Origin of the sequence: Corynebacterium sp. MSK004 (assembly GCF_030232515.1) — a bacterium.
Taxonomy (GTDB): domain Bacteria; phylum Actinomycetota; class Actinomycetes; order Mycobacteriales; family Mycobacteriaceae; genus Corynebacterium; species Corynebacterium hesseae.
Genome location: NZ_JASPKB010000004.1, coordinates 149,939 through 172,802, shown reverse-complemented (window position 1 = coordinate 172,802; position 22,864 = coordinate 149,939). Strand labels below are relative to the sequence as shown.

Genomic DNA, 22,864 nt, shown 5'->3' with positions numbered 1-22,864 from the left:
ACAAAACACTGACATCGGTCCATTCGACTGCAAGCCGGTAACCGTCACCGTGCTACCGTAATTGGCAGTGAATTAATAGAAAGGCGGACATGGTTCCGAACAAAACCGATTCCCGTGCCTTTGGCAAGGTCAGCGTCGTTGGCCTTGGCTACATCGGCCTTCCTACCGCGGCGTTCATAGCTTCCAAGGGAATCCCCGTAGTCGGCATCGACGTGAATCAGGATGCCGTGGACAGCATCAACGCCGGCACGGTGCCTTTCTTTGAACCAGGTTTCGGGGATTTGCTTGCTCGAGTCGTCGAGGAGGGAACTCTCTCGGCCCAGACGGAACAGATCGATGCCGATGCCTACATTGTCTGTGTTCCCACTCCATTTCGAGAGGACCATAGCGTAGACACCAAGTACATTCGTGCGGCATCCGAAGCACTTGCTCCTTACCTGAAACCCGGCGCACTTGTAGTGCTCGAGTCCACCTCACCACCAGGGACCACGGAGAATATGGCCAAGCATCTCATTGAGCTGCGCCCTGACCTGTCCCTCAATGACGAGGATGAGAATGCCATCTTTGTCGCCCACTGCCCGGAGCGCGTTCTTCCCGGCAAGATCATGGAAGAAATGGAAAATAATGACCGCGTCATCGGCGGCCTGACTCCGAAGGGCGCCCAACTCGCCCGTGACCTCTACGCCACCTTCTGCACCGCGGACCTGCTTCTGACTAATGCCACGACCGCTGAGATGGCAAAGCTCACGGAAAACTCCTTCCGCGATGTCAATATCGCTTTTGCCAACGAGCTTTCCCTTATCTGTGATCGCCTTGGAATCGATGTTTGGGAGCTCATCGAGCTGGCCAATCACCACCCTCGCGTTAACATCTTGCAGCCTGGGCCGGGTGTGGGCGGACACTGCATCGCAGTCGACCCGTGGTTCATAGTTTCCGCTGCACCTGAAGAAGCAAAGCTGATCCACACGGCGCGTAACGTCAATGATGGCAAGCCTCAGTGGGTCATCAACCAGGTTCTCAAGGCACTGGAGGGCAAGGAGGATCCTGTTGTTGCCGCCTTTGGCATTGCCTTCAAGAATGATATCGATGACTTGCGTGAATCGCCGTCCCTCGAGATCGTTAAACGCCTCGGCGTGGATAACCCGCAACTAGATATCCGCGTTGTCGAGCCCAACGTGGAGACATTGCCACCTGTGCTGAGCAACCTGTCAAACCTGAGAAAGCAGGACACCGAGGGGGCAATTTCGGCTGCCGACGTCGTCCTTCTCCTAGTCAACCACCAGCAGTTCGTTGACCTTGATCAGTCTCTGCTCGACGGCAAGACAGTTATCGATACCAAGGGTATTTGGCGCTAAAATAGAGCGGCTAGACTAGCCACTCACCATTACCTGAAAGCCAGGAGGAAGCACGAAGCGTGAGGATTCTCGTTCTCTCTCAATACTGGGCTCCCGAGAATGGAGTTCCGCAGCGCCGCTGGTCGTGGTTGGTCAAAATCCTTGTCCAAGCCGGACATGAGGTCCTTGTCATCGCGCCACCACCGCATTATCAGCGCCGCCTCGGGCTTCAGCAGTGGTTTTCGCGAAAGAGCATTCTTGGCACTAATGAGTTAGAAACTGGGAACTCTGGCGAAAAGATTCTGCGCTCCGGTTTCTTTCCAGCCGGCCCCTCACTGACGCACCGTATCCTCAACCAAGCCTCAGTTGCTGCCTCGATGCTGTTCATGCAAGTGACCAAGCGCCGGCGGCTCACGGACTTCAATCCAGATTTGGTTATTGGCACCGTTCCGGCTTTGCCGACGGCTGTTGTTACCCAGTTCGTTGCCAGAATTCTCCACACGCCTTACATCATCGATCTTCGTGATGCGTGGCCGGAACTACTGAAAGAAAAAGGTGACTGGAATTCAGGAACGGGCAAACGCTCTATTCGTGAGATTGTCCTGACCAAGGGGCCTTTCCAACTGCTCGCGGCGCTGACTGAGCGTGCCATGAACCACGCCTTGCACCACGCTGATGGCGTCATGACGACGTCACAGGACCTCACTGAGCACATGGAACAAGAAGATGTCAATAGGGGCATGGCTGGTGCTCGTCGCATCCGGACGGTGCGTAACGTCTTTCCACCCAAGACCGAGTTCATCGCCAGCGACAAAGGACAGCAGTCTTCCAAAGAACTGAATGTCCTCTACGCCGGCACGGTGGGACGCGCGCAGAAGATCGGCAATGCCGTGAGGGCAGTCAAGATTGCTCAAGACCGTGGTTACGACATCAACCTGCGCATCGTAGGCGATGGTGCAACGTGGCATGCCACTAAGGCCACGATTGAATCCCTGGGAATCAGCGCAACAATCGAGCATCGAGTCCCCGCCGATGAGCTTCAGAACATTTACGAGTGGGCTGATACTGCCTTAGTGCACTTGACTGATTGGGAACCGCTCAACCGCACGGTTCCGTCGAAGACCTACGAGTTGATGTCGTTGGGCGTCCACACCACTGCGGTGGTCCAAGGCGAAGCAGCACGTCTCATCGAAGAGCTCGGCGCAGGCATCGTTGTTCCTCCGGAGAACCCAGAAGCACTCGCTGAGGCATGGGCTGCGCTTATCGACGACCGTTCAAAGCTCACCGTTTCCCCTTCTGGGCGCGAGTGGGTCGCCACCCAGCGGGATGAGGTTGTGCCCGAAGCTTTTCTGGATATCGTCTATGCGGTGAACAACCAACAGGAAAAACCATAGGGCAGGAGAAAGGCTCAACGATGCGCATATCCTCTCTTGACAGGTTTCAGCCGCTGGACTCCGCCTACGCTATGTTGCTGGAGTCCTCCGAACAACCTTTTTCTTTCCCACCGGCCACATCCCCAATAACATTCTGCTTTACCGCGGAACAGCTCGCTGATATCGCTGAGCTCCCACTCGTTCTCGTCGATACCGAAACTCATGAGGCTTTGCCGATTCTCCACGAGTATGCGACGAAGAATCGCCACATTGAGTACTGGGCCCCGCGGTCGGATACGGTACGGCTCCAACAGATAGCGCTGGCGCAAAACAGCCACGATCTGTCGATTACAGGTAGCCGTCTCACCGAGAGTTGGCTCCAGCTTCGCATCGGTGCTGCCACAGAACAGGACCGCTCGTGTGCAGACTGGGTGGAAGGGCTTAAGGCTGCCACAACTCCGGTCGAATCCAAGGCCTTCCCCAGCGTCGCTGCCCCTGAAATGTCATTGAGAAGCCTTGTCATCTCTCGTATCACCCCAGTAGCCAAACCTCTGAAGAAGTACCTCCCGGGTTCTATGGTGGTTGTGGTGTACAAAGTTCTGGAGAAGATCCGATGAACAACCTCTTGCCTGGCCTATCCGTGGTCATCCCATCATTCGTCGCCGCCGCATCAGAGACGACAGGTGACATCGCCGCCACGAACCTCGGTTCTGCTCTTACTTCCCTTGCAGAGCAAAGCTTGAGAAAGGACCTCATCGAGATCCTCGTCATCCTCAATGGCACAGGAGTTTCCGATGCCGGAGGAGAGGCTACGCAGATCGCGTTGCACGACAGCTTGGCCAGCCGCTTCCCCGAGCTAAAGATTCGGGTTCTGCACAGTCTGGCTCCCGGTGCCGGACGCGCCCGTAACCTTGGAATCGCCTCCGCAAGTCGTCGCTTCATCACCTTTCTCGATGACGATGACACCATTCAACCTAGGCACCTCGAAACTGGCCTCGAGCACGCCGATGACGGCGCGATCACTCTCTTGCCCATCGTCGACACCATCGACGGAAAATCCACGCAGGACAACTCCCTCAACGCCCGCATTGCGACGTTGCGAGGTACGACGGTCCCAGTTGCCACCGCACCGTGGGCGCTTGGCTTCAATGCCAGCAAAATCATTCCAACGGCACTAGCTCAGCGCTACCGCTACGATGAGTCACTCCGTTCCGGCGAGGATGTGGCGTATTTCGCGAACTTCCTCAGCTGCCCAGAACTGCTTCTTCACACCCCAAAGGCGGAGGAGAAGGCCGCCTACGTGCGCTCGATTCGCCCCGACTCGGTTTCACGGCAGCGTGAGAGTTTCGATTTCAATGTGGTGCAGCGTCTCGAATGCATTGCTAAGCTTCGAGAAATCGAAGAAGCAGACACCAAGCCGCGCGCACTAGAAAAGCTTGAGCAAGCCCAGTTCGGTTTCGTGGAGAACTATCTCACAACACACCCGGGCGAGGTGCAACGCGCAATTGACACCGCCGTGGATGCTGGCGTTCCCGGTTTGAATTGGGAGCACCTCCGCCAGGAACGGGCTAGCCGCCTGGTGTTTTCATATTGCTTCCCTCCCTACGCTGATACCTCAGCCAATGTGACAGCGAAGGTGATCAGGAACGATGCAGAGCTTGTTGACGTTTTCTATGCCAACATGCAGCGCGTTCGAGGGCGTGATGATTCAACTAGATTGATTGTCGATCCCTACCTGGTTCACGCCGAGGAGATCGATGTCGTGCCCTCCTTCGCGCATTGGGGAGCGATTTGCTCCTACGCACGCCAGGCAGCACGCAAAGCAAGCAAACGGGCTAGAAAACAGGGCGACTATGAGTCGATGTACTCGCGCGCCCTATGGTCTGGATCCCATGTCGCTGCCGCGTTGTTCAAAGACAAGCACCCGGGTACCCGATGGGAAGCAGAATTCTCCGATCCCTTGAGCGTCGGTGTGGACGGCACGCTTCGTCCGGGCGAGCTAACGAGGGGTACTACAACCCATCGACTGCGGAAGATGGTCGAGCGCTCTGACTGGTCGGGATTCTCGTACACTACTCACTTCGAGCTCACCGAGCTTGTCGCCTTTCTTTATGCAGATGAGGTGATTTTCACCAATGCAAATCAACAGCAGGTGATGCTGGAGCGCTATCCGGAGGAATTTCAATCTTTCGTTCGGGAAAAATCGACCGTCCGGCGCCATGTTTCCCCGACAGCGGACATGTACCACTTGGTGGAGTCGGATTATGTCCTTGACCCAGAACGCATCAACATTGCTTACTTCGGAAATTTCTACGCCAACCGCGGAATAGGAGATGTCTTGACCACGCTTGGGGACTATCCACAACGCGAGAAGTTTGTCCTGCACATCTTCACATCGAAACCGGAAAAGCTAAAGCGACAGTTGTGGGGGGATCCTGCGGCAGGGCTTATCCGAATCAACGGATACGTACCCTATCTGGAGTTTCTAAACGTCGCCACTCGTTGTGATGCCTTGGTGGTCAATGACACCGATACGGTGGGATCAGCTTTCAGTGTCAATCCATTCTTGCCTTCGAAGTACGCCGACTATGTCGGCAGCGGAACGGCAGTGTGGGGAATCGTAGTTCCAGAATCGCCGCTATCCAAGCTTCCGTTGACGTACCGCACGTCTTCAGGAAATCTTGTACAAGCGGGCGGGGTGCTAGACGAACTTCTAGGGAAGTCTGAGTAGAATACGCGTTAGTAAAACTCGGTCTGCGGGGAGTAGACGCTTCTCTTGATAGACCGAGAGTGGGCACATTAGTGTCATAGCACTCGAAAATTGATGAAGGACTGGAAGGGCTGATGCATGTGGCACGCCATAAATGGCGAAGCTCCAAAACTACTCAGCGTGGAGTTGAAGAGCTCAATGCCCAGGTTGCCCGGCATGAGGGCCGGGTGCAGATAGTAAACCCCGAAGGGCTGCATCCTTTGGCTACTCGCCCGACTCTGGGTGAGTACATTTCGCAACTGAGGGCGCGCCGTTTCTTCATTGTCGCGGATGCGCGGGCAAAGGCGCTGCGGACCACCCGTGATTACCGCCTGTGGCAGCTGTGGCTCGTCCTAAACCCACTTTTCGATGTGGCCCTGTATGGTTTTTTGTTCGGAATACTGCTGAAGACTTCCAGGGGCATTGAGAACTTTATCGGTTTTCTCTTTATCGGCATTATCTTTATGTCGATGATGACGGGGCTGATGAATTCTGGCATCAGCTTAATGCAATCCTCACGCTCTATGATTCGGGCGTTCCAATTTCCGCGTGCATCAATTCCTTTTTCGATGACTTTACGGTCGATGATCGATAACGTCTTACCAGCCTTGGTTGCGTTGCTAGCCGCATTTCTGTTCCAGTGGGGAACGTGGCCTTCATGGACATTGATACTTGTAGCGCCGATTTTTGTATTGATCCATATATTCGGATGTGGGCTCATGATGATTACAGCTCGCCTTACAGCTCAGATTCCTGAAGCAAAAACCATTCTGGGGCTTGTGACGCGTGGACTTTTCTTCTTGTCTGGTGTGATGTTCTCCATTGATAGATTCGCCGAGCACTCAGCTGTTCACCAAGTTATGTCAGCCAATCCATGCTATATCTTCCTTACTGCGGTGCGTGACGCTTCTATCTATCGCACCGCACCTAGCCTTGAGACTTGGGGAGAGCTTGTGGCCTGGAGTGTAGGCGCCTTTGTGGTTGGTTTTATCTTCTTCTGGAGGGCGGAGGATAAATATGTCCGACTCGTCTAAGTTGCCCGCAGCACGTGGAGAGTACCGAGATTCGAAAAAGAAGGACAAGACTGGGCAGCGCGAGGAGCAATCGCAGGGAAGCTATATAGAAGCACCAGCAGCGGGCGAAGCAGCAGTGCAGTCGCACTCCGACCTTGACATCAATTACGTCGAGCGGGCGAATGTTGTCGTAGACAGCGTGTCCAAGCGCTACGTAATTAGTCAGGGCCGCTCCTCAGATGCGAGTATGATTCGCGTGAGTCGGGGAAAAACCGTCGTGGATGCAATCGATAATGCTTCGCTTATCGCGCTACCTGGTGAATCGATCGGCATTATTGGACTCAATGGATCAGGAAAGTCGACTCTGTTGAGCATGATCGCCGGAGGCTTAGCCCCAACATCTGGGCGGATTCTGACGCGCTCTCAACCTACGCTCATGGGCGTATCCCCGGCACTTCAGCCAGACTTGTCCGGGGAACACAATATCTATCTGGGATGCTTAGCTCTGGGAATGAGTCCTGCTGACGCAAGGGCACAAATTCCAGAGATCGCGGACTGGACCGAACTCGGTGATGCGATCAGGCGGCCGATGAAGACATATTCATCCGGTATGTCAGCGCGTCTGTCCTTCGCAATTTCGACAGCAGTGAGGCCTGACATCCTTATGATTGATGAAGCTCTGTCTACTGGCGACGCTGCCTTCGGTGCAAAGGCGAGCGCCCGAATGCACGAGCTCCTTGAACGCGCCGGAAATCTGTTCTTGGTTTCGCATGCTATCAAGGAAATTGAGAATAACTGCAACCGAGCCATCTGGATTTCAAAGGGCCGAATCATCGCCGATGGCCCAACCAATGTAGTTGCGGCACAGTATCACGAATGGGCAAAACTCATGGGCAGGGAAGAGAAGCAGCCTGCGCACGATTTTCTCGCAGAAGTCACGGCTGCTTACCGGCGACCCATGGTGCTCCTTGAAAAGCCGGTTGGCAGAGAGCCATAACATACGCTATGTCACCGGGTCGTTAATCGGCTTAGCTTTCGGTTGGTATTACTTTTTGGGTACGCAAAGGATTGACTAGTATGGTGCTTGATTTTTTTCGCCGAGGGCGAGGACTGACTTTATTGGCAGGATGCGCTGTCGTTCTGCTTCTCTTTACCTTCGTGGTAGATGACCGACGAGCTGTGAACATATTTGCCATCGGAGCAGGAGTAATAGGATTCCTCTTTGTCTCAATGTCCATTTCTGCGCGGAAGCATTCGGAGGGATTGATTAAAGAGGCTCTTCTCCGTACTGCTCGCCTCGAGACACAAGTCGCAGAGGCGTCTACTGCTATCCAAAATCAGAATCGCTTGGTTGAACGGCAGTCGCTTAGCCTGCTCACCTCAGGTACACACGATGAAATTGATAATCCAAGGCGACAACATCAAAGCATTTTTGCGCCGACCACTATTCCGGCGTCAGAAATTATCGGGCGTCCGTCGGCGCATACTGCAGGGCGTATTGCTGCAGATCAAGTAATGAATGAGGACAGTGAGGATGTGCTCTATGCCCTCATGAGAGCTCCCCGCGAAGCATGGAAGCGAAAGATTGAACTCATTGGTTCGACTTGCTTGGAGGATAGCTTATCGGCGATAGCGCAGGTACGTCGAATCGTTGCCCCGCACCTTTTGGGGAGCCCTGATCCCGATGCTAGCTACCTTATTGTGGATGAGAATCAGCTTCAGAAGGGCTTATGGGATGGGATTTTGACAACACAAAAAACTGCTGAATTCTTTCGTCTTATAAAGCACATTTCTAGGGCAAAGGAATACGGAATGGTTGTTATCGTTCAGGCAAGCGAATTTTCGGCCCATTTTACGGATGAGCTTCGCGGCGAAGCTACGGTTATATTCAACGAAGGCTCTGCCAATTGGGACTGGGAGGACGACCTTTATTTGCCGGTGCTCCGAGCAATGTACAGCAATGAAGTAAGGGTAGATAAAGAAATTCAGCCGAGCACACATTCAAAGGATTGTCTTAAATGACCGCTGTTGTAGTTTATGGAGATGTAAGCCCCAATGTTATTGACGGTTCGTCGATTTGGTTGATGTCGATTTCCGAAGTTTTTGCCAGTGTATTCGACGAGGTACATGTTCAATTAAAGACTGAATTGCAGAATCGTACCTTGCTGGAAGCGATCGATAATTTAGATAATATCTTCGTGCATGAACCGCTAGGTGTTACACAAGGCGCGACGTTAAGCACGCAGGAGGCAGCTTATGCTGTGGAAGAGCTTATAGAAAAGACTGACGCTGCCGCCGTAGTGGTCCGAGGCCTCCAAGCTGCTTGTGATTTTGGCTCGAATAAGCGAATTTCACCCAAACTATGGGCATACGTAACTGATCTTCCCTTTCCGCCGAGTAAGTTGTCCGCGTCGAAGATTCGGAGCCTCACCTATATTGCAGAGCACTCATACAAGATTTTCGCGCAAACGGAAGCAGCTCGTTCGTACTGGGAATCTCTAATTCCGCAGGCAGCGGGCAAAGTCTTACTTGCCCCTCCTATGATTCCCGAATATGCTTTTGTCGACGAAGAAGCTTTTCCGAGCACAGACACAGAAGTTTTTCGGATTGTCTACGCTGGAAAGCTAGCACGAGAGTGGCGGACGCTTGAGATGCTGAAGCTTCCACAAGCTCTAAAAGTATTGGGGGTGAATGCTCACCTTGATGTAGTAGGCGCAAAGATTAACAGTGCAAAGGGGGATCCAACGTGGGCCGGAAAAATGCGCAATGCTCTGGAGAAAGCAAATTCTGATCCAGAGAGTGGGGTGACGTGGCACGGTGCTCTACCTCGTACAGCGTCGATTGAGCAGATCAAAAGGGCCCATTTCGGGTTCGGATGGCGTTCCGTGGAACTGGATTCAAGTCTCGAAGTGTCAACTAAAGCATTGGAATATGGCGCAGCGGGTGTGATCCCAATTGTTAATGAGACAGAAGACCATCGGCGGCTTTGGGGCGAAAAGTTCCCCTTTTTTGTGAGAGCGAATGATTCTATTGAAGCCGTGGCAAGCAAAATTGCCCAGGGTTTGAATCGCATGGATGAGGCTCGTCAAAGTGCTGCAAGAGTTAGCGCCGGTTTTTCAATGCAGCAAGCGCGGTCCCGATTTAAAACCTATTTTGAGCGCTCGGGTGTATTGTCCCTAAACAAAAATAGTCAGGGGATTATGCCATGCAGACTTGTGGTGGCTTCTCATGACTTGAAGTTCATGGGCGAGCTGATGGACTTTTTAGACAGCAATCCACAATTTGAACTGCGAAAGGACGAGTGGTCTACACTGCATACCCATGACAGTGAGGTGAGTGCAAATCTTGCTGAATGGGCTGATGTAGTCTTTTGTGAATGGGCTGGCCCTTCTCTCGCGTGGTATTCAAATAATCTTCCGGAGAAGACTCGGCTGATTTCTCGACTTCATAGATTTGAGCTCAATGGTCGCTGGATGAAGGACGTTAAATGGGAAAACGTCGAAGCGCTTGTTTTCGTTTCAGATTGGGTACGTCTTGAAGCAATCAGACGATTCGGATTGCCCGAAGAAAAGACGGTTGTTTTACCAAACACGCTAGATTTGCTCGATTTTGATAGGCCAAAGACTGCATCAGCCCGATTCACTCTTGGGCTTGTAGGAATCGTGCCATTCCTTAAGCGTCCAGACCGAGCGCTCGATCTTATCGAAGATCTAGTAGCGATTGATAATCGCTATACCCTGCGTATTAAAGGGCGTATGCCTTGGGAGTATCCACATGTTTGGCAGGATCCGGTGGAAAAGCAGCTATATTTAGAGTTTTTTGGACGTATCGCCCAAAGTCAATTACTTCAAGAGCATGTAGTTTTTGATTCGTTTAGTGCAGATATCGCTTCCTGGAATCGGGGTATCGGATTTATTCTTTCCCCGAGCGAGGTAGAAAGCTTTCACCTTGCTCCTGCAGAAGGCATGGCTGGCCGTACCCTACCCGTGTTTTGGGACCGCCCAGGAGTTCGCGAAGTGTTCCGAGAACATGCTGAGGGTTGGGACAGGGAGAGCCGCGTAGGCCGAATTCTCCAAAATCGCGACTTAAGGATTTTTGAAGAGAATGGCAGAGCTGCGAGGAGTTTTGCGTTGCGGTGGGATAGTAAAACCGTTTTACCCAAATGGGAGCTCCTGTTTACGTCTGGGAATCGACGGCGGTAGCGTTCGTAGGTTCTCCCAAAATAGGGGAACTTAGATCTGATTATTCACCTCACATCGCCCTATCTGTGGGTATGTATTATCATGGGATTGTCCAAACGCTAATCCTGTCTGGCGTTGCTGTGGAACGATAATAACAGGAAGATAAGGAGAGCTGTGGCGCCACGTATCGTTGAATCCGCTGAAGTTTCTGTTGATGCTCAAATCGGTGATGGAACTTCAGTTTGGCACTTAGTGCAGGTGCGCGAGAACGCTAAGATCGGAACGAACTGTATTATTGGCCGAGCCGCATACATTGGCGAAGGCGTCGAAATTGGTGATAACTGCAAAATTCAGAATCTAGCTCTTGTTTATGAACCAGCAAAGCTTGAAGACGGGGTCTTTATTGGGCCGGCGGTAGTTTTGACCAATGATCAGTATCCTCGAGCGATTAATGAAGATGGAACATTGAAAAGCGCGAGCGATTGGGAACCAGTTGGGGTGACTGTCCGCAAAGGCGCAGCTATTGGTGCAAGAAGTGTTCTGGTGGCTCCGGTCGAGATTGGCGCTTGGGCCTTGGTGGCTGCGGGATCGACAGTCGTAAAGGACGTACCACCATTTGCTTTGGTGGCTGGAACTCCTGCGAAGCGGATTGGTTGGGTAGGAAAATCGGGCCACAAGTTAGTACCGGTGGAGGGGAAAGAAAGCATTTTTGTTTGTCCCATAACTGGACAAGAATTCATCGAGGTAGACGGAAAGTTAAAGGTTTACAATGACTAATCAGAATTTCATTCCTGCTGCAAAGCCAATCATTGGTGATGAAGAACGTGAAGCCGTAGATCGTGTGCTTCAAAGCGGCATGATTGCCCAGGGACCCGAGACAGCTCGGTTCGAAGACGAGTTTTCTCAAGATGCTTTGAACAACGTATCTGGCGTGTCGGTTAATTCTGGCACTTCGGCGTTGCATCTTGGTCTGTTAGCCGCAGGAATTGGTCCAGGCGATGAAGTTATTGTGCCGTCCTTCACATTTGCTGCAACTGCGAATTCGGTCGCGGCTACAGGTGCAACACCAGTGTTTAGCGATATTGATGAATACTTCACTTTGGACCCGAAGGACGTTTCGGAAAGGATCACCGAGCGGACAAAGGCGATTATGCCAGTACACCTTTATGGTCATCCCGCGAATATGGATGGGCTTCAAGAACTAGCACTGGAACACGATCTTCTTTTATTCGAGGACTGTGCTCAAGCCCATATGGCTACATGGGACGACAAGTATGTTGGAACAATAGGTCTCTTTGGTGCCTTTAGCTTTTACCCAACGAAGAATATGACTTCCGCAGAGGGAGGATTCATTTCTTCAAAGGATGAGGATTTTCTCCGAAGGGCACGTCTATTCCGAAATCAGGGAATGGAAGAGCGGTACCGCAACGAGGTTGTTGGATATAACAACAGAATGACTGATGTTCATGCGGCAATTGGTCGTGTTCAGTTAAAGAAATTGCCGGAATGGACTAGGATTCGGCAGGAGAACGCAGCTTTTCTAAGCGCAAATATTTCCGGAGTAGTTGTTCCGAAGGTTCATGAGAAGGCGACTCACGTCTATCATCAGTACACTATTCGAGTACCTGAAGACCGAGACGGTTTTATGAATGCTCTCCGTGATGAGTATCAGATCGGATCCGGAATCTATTACCCGATCCCGAACCATGAGCTCGATTCGTTAAGTCACTTTGCGAAGGGTTTGGAATTGCCTGAAACTGCAGCGGCTGCCAATGAATGCTTGTCTCTGCCGGTTCATCCTTCATTGTCCAAGAACGATTTGGAACGTATTGTCGGTGCAGTTAATGCGTTAGCAAAGGCAGGTGCATAATGGCGAAGAACTTGCGTTATGCGGTTATCGGCCTGGGGTCGATGGGGCGCCATCATGTACGTAATGTTCGTTCTCTCGACGGAGTCGAACTTGTTGCCCTTGCGGACCCCTTTGGAGATAAGTTTGGTGTAGCCGAAGGGCTGCCAGTATATGAAAACGTTGAACAGCTTCTCAAACATGATATCGACGCAGCAGTTGTAGCTGTACCTACCGCTCATCATTACCAAGTAGCTAGCACCTTGGCAGAGGCTGGCGTACATGCGCTAGTTGAAAAGCCGTTAGCTAATACCCTCGAAGAAGCTGAATCGCTTGTCAAAACTTTCAAAGAGAAGAAGCTAGTAGGGGCGGTTGGTTACGTAGAACGCTGCAATCCAGCTTTACTTGAGATGCGAAAGAAGATCGCAGAAGGTCTTTTGGGAGAGGTCTACCAGGTTTCTACTCGACGCCAGTCTCCGTTTCCCGCAAGAATCTCGGATGTAGGTGTCGTTAAGGATCTCGCAACCCACGATATTGATTTGACTTCTTGGGTAGCTGGTTCAAATTACGCACGCATTTCTGCAACGACTGCGTATCGCGCGGGCCGTGAATTCGAAGACATGGTCTCTGTGGCTGGTGAACTGGAGAATGGCGTTATCGTCAATCATTTAGTTAATTGGCTTACTCCCTTTAAGGACCGTCAGACAGTCGTTGTTGGTGAAAACGGTGCACTAGTAGCCGAGACCGTAATGGGGGACCTTACTTATTACGAAAACGGAATTGCCCCAATTGAGTGGGATCAAGTTAGCAACTTCCGTGGCGTGTCTGAAGGTACTGTTACCCGTTATGCACTGAATAAGCGAGAGCCGCTTGCAGTAGAGCATGAAAATTTCCGTGACGCAATTCTTGGTAATGGGGAGAATGTAGTCACCATGGAAGAAGCTTTGAACACCATGAAGGTCGTTGAAAGCATCTTGGATTCGGCACGCAACCACCGTCTAATGGAACTAAACCTGTAGGAGAGAAGATGAACATCGCAGTTGTAGCACTTGGCAAAATCGGATTGCCACTCGCCGTTCAGTTTGCGAAATCCGGGCATGATGTTGTCGGAGTAGACATCAATAAGGAGCTAGTAGACACCATTAATGAAGGACACGAACCCTTCCCCGGCGAGAGACACCTCGATGAGTATCTAAAACAACTCGTTCCAGCAGGAAAATTGCGCGCGACTACTGAATACTCAGAAGCGATTCCGCAGGCCGATGCCGTAGTTGTAGTTGTACCTTTGTTTGTCAATGACGAGACGTGGGAGCCAGACTTCAACTGGATGGATCAAGCTACACAGTCGCTAGCTGAATACCTGACTCCTAATACTCTCATTTCTTACGAAACAACTTTGCCAGTTGGTACTACGCGTAATCGTTGGAAGCCAATGATCGAAGAAATTTCGGGGCTGGAAGAAGGCAAGGATTTTGCCCTAGTCTTTAGTCCAGAGCGTGTGCTTACTGGTCGGGTCTTCGAGGATCTGCGTCGCTATCCAAAGCTTGTTGGTGGTCTGAACGACGAGGGAACACGCAGGGGAATTAATTTCTACGAAGAAGTCCTTCAATTTGATGAACGCCCCGACCTACCTCGTGCCAATGGAGTATGGGATATGGGTACCGCTGAAGCCGCGGAAATGGCTAAGCTCGCTGAGACTACCTATCGAGACGTCAATATCGGATTGGCCAATCAGTTTGCGGTGTACGCAGATACGGCTGAAATTGATGTCTACAAGGTTATTGATGCGTGTAATTCGCAACCGTTTAGTCATATCCACCGTCCAGGTATTGCGGTGGGTGGTCACTGCATTCCGGTCTACCCACGTCTCTACCTGTCTACTGATAAAGACGCCACTGTCGTCCGTGAGGCACGTAAGTTTAATTCCACCATGCCAGGATATTGTGTGAGCCAACTTGCGAACCTGCTTGGAGACCTGAGCGGTTTGAGAGTCGCCGTGCTCGGTGCATCATACCGAGGAGGTGTAAAGGAAACCGCATTCTCTGGTGTTTTTGCAACGGTAGAGGCTCTTCGCGAGCGAAAAGCAAAGGTTCTGGTTCACGACCCAATGTATAGCGCGACTGAGCTTGCAGACTTTGGCTGGGACTCCTATGAGCTTGGCGCTCCAGTAGATGCCGTTATTGTGCAGGCAGACCATGGCGAATACAAGGATATTTCGCCAGAGGACTTCCCCGGGGTCCGAGCTATTTTTGATGGTCGTAGAATCACGGATGCTAGAAAATGGATAGGCACTCCGCGACTGACTATCGGCTAACATAAATAAACACTTAATGGAGAGAAACCACACAAGCCTATCAACACAATGTATGGATCCAACGCACGTTTTGAGGATTTCGAGTACATATCTCGGCCTTTGCCACAGACAATTGATTCGCAAGAGCTGTTAACACGGTTGTTAAATGAGAATGCCTATCTCAGGAAGACTCGAAAGAAATTCAGCGTTGGCGAAGGATTGGGCAGGGTTTCCCAATCAGACCTGCAAACCAAACAAGAATACTGCTTCGTTCGACAGTACCTTAGAGAAAATATAGAAGGGCAGGCACAGCGGACCCGCCACCTTGTTCTTGCAAACGAGTATCCTTCAGCAAAGAAGCAGTACGCAAACGGTTTCATCCACCGGCGAGTGAAGTTATACCAAAAGGCAGGTCTGGACGTAGACGTAGTAGCTTTTGGAAAAAGGGTCAATCCAGACGTTTATATTCATGATGGTGTGCCTGTGCTCGCTGGGTATGTGAACGAACTAGTCGGCCTTTTATCTAGTTATGAGTTTTCCTCCATAAGTGTTCATTTTATGAACTCAGAAATGTGGTACGTCCTTAAACAGGTGGTTCCTGCTGATATACCATTTGCGGTTTTCGTTCACGGGTATGAAGTACGTAATTGGAGTCGACTACCTTATGGGATCCGTAACCCAAAAATGCTGGATGGTCGTATAGAGCGGTCTCTTCGCAATGAGGACTTATGGAAGGAACTTGTTGCTACTGACTCTAAGGTGGACAGGTTCTTTTTCGTTTCTGACTGGTGGAGAACAGCTGCTTCTGAAGACCTGGGTGTTAGGTTCGATGAGCCCCGAAGTGCAGTAGTCCATAATGTGATTGATGGAGAACTGTTCCAATATGAAGAGAAGGACGCTGGGCAGCGATTCAAGTTCTTGTGGGTCCGCAGTGCCCATGCGTTGAATTACGGTGCAGACATCGCGGCAGCTCTCCTTCGTTCTCTTAAAAACACTGACTATTGGAGCAAACTCGAAGTAACAATTGTCGGTGATGGGAACTATTTCTCGGAGTTTGACGATTTTCGTGATGACCCTAATGTGGAGATTAAGCGTGGATTCGTTTCACAAGAAGAGGTCGCAGAACTTCACAAGAAACACGGTTTTCTTTTAGTTCCCTCACGCTTTGACACCCAAGGCGTATCACGTGACGAGGGGATGAGCTCAGGATTGATCCCAGTTACTAACCCAGTTACCGCTATTCCTGAGTTTATTGATGATTCCTGTGCAATTCAATTTGAAGAATCGCGCGTTGCTGATGCAGTCGATAAGTTGATCGCTCTGTTTGAGAAGCCGGAGAAATTCTTAGAGATGTCGAAATGTGCTGCACAGCGGGTGCGTCGGCAATGTGGCCCATCAAACACCGTAGCAAAAGAATTGGAAGTACTGGAATCAAGGGCGGGATTGGAACTTAAATGAACGTCTTAGTGATGTTAGACAGAGTTGGCCCACTAGTGGGACTCGTTTTAGATGAAGTTAGAGCTGCTGGATATAATCCAATTGTCTTTAACCTGAAGGAACGTCATTTATATGGAGTCGATGTCCCAGTTCCTGCTTGGCTTGATGATGATGGCGGTTTGGAATCGGCGCGATGGTTTAACGCCTTTGTTTCTGAAAACGGGGTGGGGCTTGTCTTGGGCATCGGAATTTGGCCTAGCTGCTTTGCAGCGAGATGCGTCGAATCGCAGACCGTAATTTCGATTCTTCAACCGGGCGAACTAGACTTTTCCAAAAGGAGAAGTAGTGCTAAAGCTCAGGCTTTCGAAGAGCTTTCGACGCTGTCTGCAGGTCTAATTTTACTTAATGAATGGGAGATGAGTAAAGCAACGAGTCTAGGCTCGAAGGCTCCTCACTTCCTTTGGGACCTTTCTTCCTCTGATAGCACTATCAATATGCTAGATGACTCGGCGGAGTGCCTCGGTGTAGTCGTCGATCCGGAGGATATTAGCGTCCCATCGCCTAGCATGGAAGCTCAAATTGCGACTCTTAAAGAGGTGCTGAGTTCTCAGGGTAAGAAGGTCAAGCTCGTTTCTGCAAACTCGTTCTACTGGTACAAGGACTTCACCATGGGCAGGTCCTTCCGGAATGTTATGCGTCTGCGCGGCCAAGAGTTTTCTTCTCTCTACTTTGTTGGGGGTGGCGCTGATTCTTTGGTTGTGGCTGCGTCACAAAATGCACCGCTCGGTCGAAATTTTGCTGTGGAACGAATTGAATCGCGTTTACTAGCTAGAAATCATGTCGGCTTGTCCGTTTTTGGTATCGATAAATTAGTCGGATTTCTAGAAAATCCTGATGGGCAAGATCGAAAGTCGACTAGAAGACCGCTGGGTAAGGGACGAAGCCTGTTTTCAATCGTCGACACCTTGTTGAATAGCGACATTCCACGCTATTGGGAGGACTACGGCGACTTCGACGAGTTCAGCTTATTTTTCTCAGTAGCAGCGGTAGAAAACCGTTCAAATGGCGCTCGGCCTCAGAGAATTCGAAATCTTTACTTGGAAATGGCCGATAATTGGGTAACACTTCAGATAGCCTTTAGTGCCGAATTTCTGGGGAGACGTTCGAAGCTGGTTAAACACTGGCTAGAATCCGGAAAGCGCTGCGTGCTGATCTACGGAGAAAACTCAACCAATCCAGTGCAAGGTAGAGACGAGATTATACAGGCCTATCGCCTTTTAGACCTAGTTTCTTTTGCGTCCCAAGCGCCAAGCTTATGGTTTGTTCGCGATCTCCACTGGCTTGACCTAGAAATGTTTCCCGACGGTCCCCCTAGCGGCGTATTAGAATCTGGGCTATTTGAATTGCAACGCCTTGGAGATTCTTTCGGAGCACTCATTGCGCCGTCCCTTGAAAGTAGGGAAATGTTCGAGAGACTTCTAGCGGCCAATCGAGGAATTGTTTTTATCGATGATGAGCTTCCTCCTGGGCTAACTGACTCGTCGTGTGCTTTAGTCCGGGGGCATCAAGATGGAACCACCTTCGTTTATTCAGGTGGAATCGGCGCAGCATATCGAATGGATTCTTACCTCAAAGCCGTAGCTGCTTTCCTTGATGAAACAAACGGAGCCGTTTCGGCTTATTTCGATTTTGTCGTGCGACCGCAAGAAGAACAGGCACTTTTTGACCAGCTTGAAAGGCTTGAGATCAATGGTTCTCCCTCCATCCGCGTTTTAAACGGCGAATTCAAGGACTATCGTCCACGCACTAAGACAGCTTATGGCGTACTTCTTCTCGAATCGGATTATGGAAAGGGCGCGTTTCCTTATAAGTCCGTTTCATATCTAGAAAAGGGCTTTCCCATCTTGTGCTTTGAGGACTCTCCGGTACATCGGCTGTTCGGTGGCCTAGGCGTCACATTTGGAACTCAATATGGCGCCGCTGCAGTGAAAGCCGCGATATATTGTGCTCTGGAGAGGGAGAATTCTGTTTCTTGGCAAGAGGTTTGGAAACAACATAGCTGGGCAATGCGGTTGGAAAAAATAACTTCTCTCGCCGTAACTGCGGTCAGAGAGCTGCGGTGAAGCGGCATTTTTAGATCGGAAACGGTTGTAGCGTGAAAGCACTTACGATCAAGGACTGGCTGGGGATTGGAGAAAAATGAAACCACTCATGGTTATGGCTGTCGGTAACACGGTAGAAGGCGACTCTCGTGTTGAAAAAATGGCGGTAAGCGCTCGCAATTGTGGCTATGAGGTCGTAGTCGTAGGCATTAAGCAGCGCGATGTCAGCATGTTTGGTTCATACGAGCGTATCCCAATCTATAGGCTCGTCCCCGATTGGAGCGAATACCTTGAGTGGCGTCGTAGTCAGCCAAAAGAAGTAGTTGCGGTTGAAGATCTTATTGACCAAGAGAATAGCAGGATCAGAACTGAAGTCTTGGACTTCAAAACGCGGGCACAGGACAAGTTTGACTTTCTCATGTCATTGCGAAACCTTCCTCGCTTGGTCGCGCCGAACTACTTTAGCCAGAGTGTTGAACCAACTTTCGACTTCAGTGAAAAGTTGGCCCCCGCATTTCAACGCGTAATTGATACTAGGGAAAGTTTTGTACGCGCCAAAATAAATAAGCAAAATCTAAAATTGTGGCTTCGCAGTGGTCAACCAGGGCAGGCTACCTATCTTTGGCCTCAAATCAGCGGCTTTGAGGACTTATTTCTCAGGGCTTTTCGTGAACTAGAGCCTGATATCATCCATGTCCATGATCGCCATCCAATGTCTGCCGCTAAGTTGTACCACGAGGAGAAATTAAAGGAAGGCGTGGTTGTCCCTTGGATCTATGATGCCCATGAGTACCTGCCTGGACAGCGATTTAGCGGACCAGCGAGGCACCGTTATGGTTGGCTCGCACTTGAAGCTGAGATGATTCAGTTCGCTGATCACGTCATCACTGTCTCTGATCAACTAGCTACCAAGTTAAAAAGGCGTCACCATCTCGAAAGTGCACCGAGCATTGTAGTAAACGCCCCTAGCGGTAAGCAGTTGCAAAATGTAGACCCTCAGCGCCGCTCTCTGCGTAAAGAGCTAGGGATTGACGATGAGCCTTTGGCTGTGTATGTGGGCAAGCTTGCTGAAAGACGTGGTATTTTTACTGCGGTTGAAGCCATGCGTTTGCTGCCTGGCGTGCACTTGGCGTTTGTAGGCTCAAAAGATAAGGCTCCCCGAGCAGAGATAGTGAGTCTCGCCAAGAAGAACAACATATCAGACCGTGTTCATATTGTGGATTATGTGCCGTCGAAACACGTGACGAGCTATATTTCTAGTGCCGACATTGGGTTGAGCCCCTTATACAGTACCAGGGCACACCACCAAGCTTTGGCTACAAAGATCCGTGAGTACCTTCAGGCTGGTTTGCCAATCGTTGGAACCGACCTGCAGGCCCAAGGAACTTTTATCCGTGAATCAGCGGTGGGAAGTGTTCATGAGGATCGTAATCCCCATTCTCTCGCTAAAGCGGTACGGGAGGTTTTGCAAGATCTCCCTGCCTATAAAGAAAGAGTTGCACAGATTAGAGATGCGCACTCTTGGGAGACTCAAGAAGTTATCCTAAAGCAGATTTGGAATGGCCTTGTCGCAGTATCATCTGAAACCGAACAAGTTTCTGATATTCCTGTTGTAGTGCCGCCGTTTAGGCGAGCAAGGCTCAATCGAACGTATCCGCTGCTTAAGCTGCTGGCATCTAGTGATGAAACTGCTGCACTCGCTTGGAAGGGGAAAATCTACTTGCAGCAGGCGCCTCTTAAATGGTTGCTTTTGGGAAGTGCAAATGGTTCGATTGATGAGCAACTTCGCACGTGGACACTTCTTATCCAGATGGCCGATCGACTCGTTACCCTAGATTATGAGCCGCTATTTGAAGGAGTATTAGGGGCTGGACTAAATCTCAAGCACCAATTGAAGCGTTCGGGTATCAGCCTTTATGCATTTGAATCTGAAGATGAGCTAGCTGACCCATTTGAAGAGATGGCACTATCCCCTGGCTCCCATTGGGAATCCTTGGATAAGTCAATACTTCTGAGGCTCGCTGCAAATCGTGAATCGGCACGGGAAATTGTCCGAAAGCGTGGAGCGACAATTCTGTCTACGTCTCCGGGAATCTTGAAGCGAGACCTTCCTTCTAAGTGGCTCCCGAATTTCGATTTGTCTCGTGTGACAATTAAGAAGCAGGATCTGCAGTCTGCTGAACCAATTTGTATTGGTGTTTTGTCCGAAAATCGGCCGGGCCCGGTCCAGCTAACCTTGACCCAAATTCGAGAGAACAACAAGTTTTTCCGATTTGTCGATGTTGACGCGCAGAAGGGCTGTGACAAGCATATTTCGATGCTCATCGATAGGATTGGTAGCGGATTCCATACAACAGCAGCGTTGGCCGCGATGCAAGAGGGGATCCCAGTGCTGGCCGCATACGACCCTAGAATTCTTGACGAGCTAGAGATAACTCCGCCACATTTACCAGTGGATGTGTCAACGATTGGAGCGCAAATTAGAAGCGTTGCCAGCGCGGTTTCGAACGGCCAACTACAGGCGTCAGCAGACGCGTTTTTCCCTGAAGAGGAAAAAGCCTTGGAATACCTAGAATATTTGGCATCTCTGGAGAACTCCATTCTTTCCTCTGACTCGGAAAGATAGTTTGATTTCTAAGAAGTCCCGTGCCATTGATCCAACTTCTTAAAGGAGTATTTAATGCTGAACCTTACAATTATTCCTCGCACTTGGGCGAGTGATGCTTCTGAAGACATCGAGCGCAAATTAGCGGTCGTTTTACCAGAAATAGCTAAATATTTGGGAAGTCGGTACTCGCGCAAGCCTGAGATAGTTCGTGGTTTGGGCGTAGGAGGGACGACAGCAGTCGTATGGCAAACGGAGGCCCAGCAAGGTAAGCCATGTTTTGCACAAAAAAAGGGCCGGTGGGCCCTTGCAACAAATCCGCTTCATTCAGGGCCATTGATCGACAGCATCTCGACCCATGCCGGCGATATTCGCTACGAGAGTCCTGTGTGGGGCAGCTATGCCGCAATTACAGGTGATAAGAGTACAAACCGAGTGTTCGCTTGGAATACAGTCCCAACTCTTGAAGCAATTCATTATGGGCAGGATGATGAGTTTACCTATATTTCCAATCGTCCTCTGTTCATCGCCTTGGCAATGAGTGACGGTAATTCGTCTTTAGTCAGTCTCGAAGAGAAGTATGCGTACGAGTACTTGAACTTCGGGTACTCGATTTCGGGGGTTACGCCGTTTAGAGGGGTTAGGACCCTTGCGCCAAGATCTTCACTTCGAGTAACTGGGGGCGCTATCCATATTGGCCCTGCTCCACGCCAAGTCGAAATATCACTCGAAGAGAGAGAAAATCGTTGGTTTACTGGTGCGAACGAGCTTAGTTCCGCTTTTCTCAATGCGACGGAACGAGCGCTTGAGCGTCGGGGAACCGATCATATCCAGCTTCGCCTTTCTGGGGGTCTTGACAGCCGCATTATCTTAGGCCTGTTTAGGGAGCGCAGCGACGTAAACATTACTGCAGTCACGCAGGGCGAAGCTACATCTGAGGAAGTGATGGTTGCTGCTCAACTTGCAGATGTTGCTGGTGTGAAGCATATGGCTGTCATTCCTGGTGCCAATGACCCAAACAGTTTCGTTGGATCGATGCTTAAGTCGATTGCAGATTCGCAAGGGTTTATTCCCTCGGAAGCTCTAGTGGCTCCTTACCAAAATGCTTCTCCAATTGAAGTAGGAGAAAACTTGGTTGCGGGGCAGTGGCCTTTGTTTAAGGGGGTCATGGACAAGACCAATGCGAAATCACTTGATTATGTGTACGAGCGGTTTTCTAGAACGAACGCCAAGATACTTCGACCTGAACTAAACCAATACAGTTTCGGCGTTTTTGAAAACTGGATGGCGTCAGTTCCAGCGAAAACGAATTTGGAGTTGTTATATATGCACGGAAGGGACCTACGCTCTTCAAGGTACTTGCAAGCGCACGTGGTTCAGGCTGATGCTGACTCACAAGTTATGTATCCATTCTGTGATTCAGAAGTGGTAGCGGTTGCTGATGTTCTCCCCGCATTGAACAGAATGCAGAACGTAACTGGCTTCTTGGCACTATCTCAGATCTGGGAAGATGCTCTCAAGATCCCGACCGCCCGGGGAGGAGCTTTTAAGTTCGAAGCAACCGCCCCGTTGGAGGGCATTTCTGGCGATTTTTATGATTTACGAAGGAAACCGCCAAAGCCGTTCCGCGGGAGAATTCATAGGCTAAGCGATAATGGTCCGGGCTTTGATAGCTTTCGCTCGACCCCGATGACCTCGGTAGCAAGTTTTCTTGTTGCTAGTGACAATTGGACAGAGGTGAAATCGATTTTGGATGCTGACTTTGTGGACAAAATCCTTGTACTAAGTAAGTGTGATGAGGCGACCGCAGTGAAGTCGCATCCTTCTCGCGTCGGAAGAAAAAACGTCCTCATTCGGTTATTTAGGACCTTGCTTGTTGATCAATGGCTTTCGAAGAAGTGGTTGACTGATTAAGTGCCTGGGCTCCGATT

At 50.5% G+C, this 22,864-nt stretch carries 16 protein-coding genes; all 16 read left to right on the top strand.

Features of this window, described 5'->3' with window-relative positions; genetic code table 11:
- Positions 1 to 89: 89 nt before the first annotated feature.
- The 16 genes from wecC to QP999_RS06340 all read left to right on the top strand — a co-directional run bounded on the left by wecC (position 90) and on the right by QP999_RS06340 (position 22,847).
- Complete coding sequence (gene wecC / locus QP999_RS06415; RefSeq protein WP_284847912.1) at positions 90 to 1,355, top strand: UDP-N-acetyl-D-mannosamine dehydrogenase; 1,266 nt, start codon at positions 90 to 92, stop codon at positions 1,353 to 1,355.
- A 59-nt stretch (positions 1,356 to 1,414) separates the two neighbouring features.
- On the top strand, positions 1,415 to 2,728 hold the full coding sequence (locus QP999_RS06410) for a glycosyltransferase family 4 protein (RefSeq protein ID WP_284847911.1): 1,314 nt from the start codon (positions 1,415 to 1,417) through the stop codon (positions 2,726 to 2,728).
- Between the two features lie 20 nt (positions 2,729 to 2,748).
- Positions 2,749 to 3,324 (top strand): hypothetical protein, encoded by a 576-nt coding sequence (locus QP999_RS06405; RefSeq protein ID WP_284847910.1) that lies wholly within the window; start codon positions 2,749 to 2,751, stop codon positions 3,322 to 3,324.
- Complete coding sequence (locus QP999_RS06400; protein ID WP_284847909.1) at positions 3,321 to 5,438, top strand: glycosyltransferase family 2 protein; 2,118 nt, start codon at positions 3,321 to 3,323, stop codon at positions 5,436 to 5,438. The genes QP999_RS06405 and QP999_RS06400 overlap by 4 nt, the downstream gene beginning before the upstream one ends.
- 113 nt (positions 5,439 to 5,551) lie before the next feature.
- Positions 5,552 to 6,490, top strand: coding sequence for an ABC transporter permease (locus tag QP999_RS06395; protein WP_284847908.1), 939 nt, complete (start codon positions 5,552 to 5,554; stop codon positions 6,488 to 6,490).
- Positions 6,474 to 7,466, top strand: a complete 993-nt coding sequence (locus tag QP999_RS06390) for an ABC transporter ATP-binding protein (RefSeq protein ID WP_284847907.1) — start codon at positions 6,474 to 6,476, stop codon at positions 7,464 to 7,466. Before QP999_RS06395 ends, QP999_RS06390 begins: the two co-directional genes overlap by 17 nt.
- An 80-nt stretch (positions 7,467 to 7,546) precedes the next feature.
- Positions 7,547 to 8,491 carry a hypothetical protein gene (locus QP999_RS06385; RefSeq protein ID WP_284847906.1) on the top strand — a complete coding sequence of 315 codons (945 nt, stop codon included), beginning with the start codon at positions 7,547 to 7,549 and terminating at the stop codon, positions 8,489 to 8,491.
- Positions 8,488 to 10,671, top strand: coding sequence for a glycosyltransferase family protein (locus tag QP999_RS06380; RefSeq protein ID WP_284847905.1), 2,184 nt, complete (start codon positions 8,488 to 8,490; stop codon positions 10,669 to 10,671). Before QP999_RS06385 ends, QP999_RS06380 begins: the two co-directional genes overlap by 4 nt.
- Positions 10,672 to 10,824: 153 nt before the next feature.
- Positions 10,825 to 11,427 (top strand): acyltransferase, encoded by a 603-nt coding sequence (locus QP999_RS06375; protein WP_284847904.1) that lies wholly within the window; start codon positions 10,825 to 10,827, stop codon positions 11,425 to 11,427.
- Positions 11,420 to 12,520: a DegT/DnrJ/EryC1/StrS family aminotransferase gene (locus QP999_RS06370; RefSeq protein WP_284847903.1), complete on the top strand. Its 1,101-nt coding sequence runs from the start codon at positions 11,420 to 11,422 to the stop codon at positions 12,518 to 12,520. Before QP999_RS06375 ends, QP999_RS06370 begins: the two co-directional genes overlap by 8 nt.
- Entirely contained in the window at positions 12,520 to 13,515 is a 996-nt protein-coding gene (locus tag QP999_RS06365) for a Gfo/Idh/MocA family protein (RefSeq protein WP_284847902.1), read from the top strand. The genes QP999_RS06370 and QP999_RS06365 overlap by 1 nt, the downstream gene beginning before the upstream one ends.
- A gap of 8 nt (positions 13,516 to 13,523) precedes the next feature.
- The gene (locus tag QP999_RS06360; RefSeq protein WP_284847901.1) at positions 13,524 to 14,810 is read left to right on the top strand and encodes a nucleotide sugar dehydrogenase; all 1,287 of its coding nucleotides are present in this window, start codon (positions 13,524 to 13,526) and stop codon (positions 14,808 to 14,810) included.
- Positions 14,811 to 14,858: 48 nt separating this feature from the next.
- Positions 14,859 to 16,247, top strand: coding sequence for a glycosyltransferase family 4 protein (locus tag QP999_RS06355; protein WP_284847900.1), 1,389 nt, complete (start codon positions 14,859 to 14,861; stop codon positions 16,245 to 16,247).
- Entirely contained in the window at positions 16,244 to 18,349 is a 2,106-nt protein-coding gene (locus QP999_RS06350; RefSeq protein ID WP_284847899.1) for a glycosyltransferase family protein, read from the top strand. Before QP999_RS06355 ends, QP999_RS06350 begins: the two co-directional genes overlap by 4 nt.
- Before the next feature lie 76 nt (positions 18,350 to 18,425).
- Positions 18,426 to 20,954 (top strand): glycosyltransferase family 4 protein, encoded by a 2,529-nt coding sequence (locus QP999_RS06345; protein ID WP_284847898.1) that lies wholly within the window; start codon positions 18,426 to 18,428, stop codon positions 20,952 to 20,954.
- A gap of 54 nt (positions 20,955 to 21,008) precedes the next feature.
- Positions 21,009 to 22,847 carry an asparagine synthase-related protein gene (locus QP999_RS06340; protein WP_284847897.1) on the top strand — a complete coding sequence of 613 codons (1,839 nt, stop codon included), beginning with the start codon at positions 21,009 to 21,011 and terminating at the stop codon, positions 22,845 to 22,847.
- Positions 22,848 to 22,864: the final 17 nt, after the last annotated feature.